This window comes from Candidatus Cloacimonadota bacterium (genome assembly GCA_034661015.1).
Lineage (GTDB): Bacteria > Cloacimonadota > Cloacimonadia > JGIOTU-2 > JGIOTU-2 > JAYEKN01.
The window spans coordinates 1-1,560 of record JAYEKN010000282.1 but is presented as its reverse complement, the minus strand read 5'-3'; the positions used below and the strand labels follow the sequence as shown (position 1 = coordinate 1,560).

Below are 1,560 nucleotides of genomic sequence, written 5' to 3'. Positions count from 1 at the left end.
GTTTTTTTAGCGGTTCTGTATCTGCGCTTATCCAGTTTTTCATTAGGGCATAAAAAAGTGGTAGAAGCATGCTGATTTTGAAATTATCATCGATTATTTTAAGAGACTGAAGGTAATATTCAGACTGAATAATAGATTCGCCATTTTCTTGATAAGACATCGACCATGCCAGCTTTCGTACATAGCGTGTATCATTAAAATCCTTTTCTACAAATTGATAACCTTTTTTTGCACCTTCCATAAACAATCGGAATATCTTCCCTACATCAGGAGGCTCTTTGAGCTTGAATGGTGAGAATTTAAGCTCAACTTTTTTTACTTTTGTTTGAGCGTTCTTGATTTCTCGTAACGTGGAGCTTAAAAGTAAATTATCGAAAGTTGCAGAAAACAGACTTTCATCAAAATTAAATTTTAGCAGCTTTTTAACGGTTTCCATTGTTGCCAAATTCCTTAAATTGATGATTTTGCAGTGTTGTCCAGTCAATAAAGCTGAACTTAAACTCCACTCTTCTATTACTGCGGCGTCCTTCTTTTGTTATATTGGACGCAATTGGATCTACAAAACTTTTACCAACAACTGAAAGTCTTTTCCGCAAAACATCCCCAAAATTAAAATTTATAAAAGATTTTGAGTAAATATAGGATGCAACACTAAAAGCTCTTTTAAGGCTCAAATCCAAATTGTAATTATATGGGCCTATGTTATCTGTATGACCCTCAATTATAACCTGCCCAATCTGCTCTCTTATCTCATTTTTTGCAAAAAGTATCTCGGCATATTTAGGCATAAATCTTTGAAGGAACTTTTTTCCATTCTCCTTTAGTTCAGCTTGTCCATAATCGAAAAGTATTGCCTCTTTTATTCGTATAGCGCCTGTCCTGGGATCAACTTCTATATCAAACTGATCCATTTCCCCTTTCAGTTGAGCAATAATACTTCTTTTTGCCATTTCCTGATCACTTATTAATTCCAGACGATCCTTGTTTCTCTCATGCTGCTCTGCAAGTTTTAATAATGTTCCAACCAGAATTAAAATGAAAATTAATAAAAGCGCTGACATTAGATCGCTGATTGAAAGAGAAAACATATTCTCTTTGTTTGAAAACGATTTTTTTTTGAAAATCCTCTCCATTTAACTAACTGCCTTCTAATTTATCTGAAACTTCTTCAAAAAAATCATTAAGAGCATCAATGCTTCCAGCCAATCTGCCAGATGCTGTCGACAATTGATTTGTAAAACCGGATAAATATTCGTTGATTCCATTTTTTACTGTATTCGAATATTTTGTTAACCCGTTTTCTACTTCACCAAATATTTCGCTAAGTCCATTTTTAATGGTATCAAACTGTTCCACATATTCTCTTAAAATCTCTTGATTATCAGATAATCTGTGGCCAATCTGTTCAAGTGTTTCTTCATTAAACTCGTTCATTCTGCCAAATTGCTCTTTAAGGGTTTGAAGAGATGAATTCAGATAATTAATGGAGCTTTCAATGTTGCCGGTATTATTTTTTAAATCGGATGATATTGCGCCAAACGTATGGGAAATATTTACCAT

General features: G+C 33.7%; 3 protein-coding genes. All 3 read right to left on the bottom strand.

What is annotated here, in order from left to right:
* A partial coding sequence (locus U9P79_09785; protein MEA2104912.1) for a hypothetical protein occupies positions 1-436 on the bottom strand: 436 nt, incomplete at its 3' end.
* The gene (locus tag U9P79_09780; GenBank protein MEA2104911.1) at positions 423-1,133 is read right to left on the bottom strand and encodes an OmpA family protein; all 711 of its coding nucleotides are present in this window, start codon (positions 1,131-1,133) and stop codon (positions 423-425) included. The genes U9P79_09785 and U9P79_09780, both read right to left, overlap by 14 nt.
* A gap of 4 nt (positions 1,134-1,137) precedes the next feature.
* Positions 1,138-1,560 (bottom strand): hypothetical protein (locus U9P79_09775; protein MEA2104910.1); only part of this gene is annotated, 423 nt, incomplete at its 5' end.

What these genes read in the sequence shown, in the direction of transcription:
- U9P79_09780 (MEA2104911.1), bottom strand. Translation starts at nt 1,133, where the DNA reads ATGGAGAGGATTTTCAAAAAAAAATCGTTTTCAAACAAAGAGAATATG.